This is a genomic window from Vibrio sp. 1457, assembly GCF_033340195.1.
In the GTDB taxonomy this organism is placed as follows: domain Bacteria; phylum Pseudomonadota; class Gammaproteobacteria; order Enterobacterales; family Vibrionaceae; genus Vibrio; species Vibrio alginolyticus.
Window position 1 is genome coordinate 1 of record NZ_JAWOWA010000097.1, and the last position, 1,228, is coordinate 1,228.

Here is a 1,228-nt window from a genome sequence, read left to right on the forward strand (position 1 = left end):
AATGACGCCCATTTCTTTGCATCGACAGAAAAGTAAATTATGAGTGTACGTTTAGTGTTAGCCAAAGGGCGCGAAAAATCATTACTTCGTCGCCATCCGTGGGTCTTTTCCGGGGCCGTTGCCCGCATGGAAGGTAAAGCCAGCCTCGGTGAAACCATCGATATTGTTGATCATCAGGGAAAATGGTTAGCACGCGGCGCTTATTCGCCAGCTTCGCAAATCCGGGCGCGCGTCTGGACGTTTGACCCGTCTGAGTCTATCGACATTGCTTTTTTTTCCCGCCGTTTGCAACAAGCACAAAAATGGCGTGACTGGCTGGCGCAAAAAGATGGCCTCGACAGCTATCGTTTAATCGCCGGAGAATCTGATGGCCTGCCGGGTATTACTATCGATCGTTTCGGTAATTTTCTGGTGCTGCAACTGCTGAGTGCTGGGGCAGAATATCAGCGCGCGGCATTAATTAGTGCCCTGCAAACGCTGTACCCGGAATGTTCGATTTACGATCGCAGCGACGTCGCGGTACGTAAAAAAGAAGGAATGGAGCTGACCCAGGGCCCCGTCACCGGCGAGTTGCCACCTGCCCTGCTGCCGATTGAAGAACACGGAATGAAACTGCTGGTGGATATTCAGCACGGACACAAAACGGGCTACTACCTGGACCAGCGTGATAGCCGCCTGGCTACCCGCCGCTACGTTGAAAATAAACGTGTGCTGAACTGTTTCTCCTATACCGGTGGTTTCGCCGTATCGGCACTGATGGGCGGTTGCAGCCAGGTTGTCAGCGTTGATACCTCCCAGGAAGCGCTGGATATTGCACGGCAGAACGTTGAGCTGAACAAACTGGATCTGAGCAAGGCTGAGTTTGTCCGTGATGATGTCTTTAAATTGCTGCGTACTTATCGCGATCGCGGTGAAAAATTTGACGTTATCGTGATGGACCCGCCGAAGTTTGTTGAGAATAAAAGCCAGTTGATGGGCGCGTGTCGTGGCTATAAAGATATCAACATGCTGGCGATTCAGTTGCTGAATGAAGGCGGTATTCTCCTGACTTTCTCCTGTTCCGGTCTGATGACCAGCGATTTATTTCAGAAAATCATCGCGGATGCCGCAATTGATGCCGGTCGTGATGTACAATTTATAGAGCAGTTCCGTCAGGCGGCCGATCATCCGGTGATCGCTACCTATCCGGAAGGGCTATATCTGAAAGGGTTTGCCTGTCGCGTCATGT

At 51.4% G+C, this 1,228-nt stretch carries 1 protein-coding gene; it reads left to right on the forward strand.

Going from position 1 to position 1,228, the window contains the following annotated elements; translation table 11 throughout:
• Positions 1–39: 39 nt before the first annotated feature.
• Positions 40–1,228 (forward strand): 23S rRNA (cytosine(1962)-C(5))-methyltransferase RlmI (rlmI, locus tag R7Z41_RS23985; RefSeq protein WP_000116297.1); only part of this gene is annotated, 1,189 nt, incomplete at its 3' end.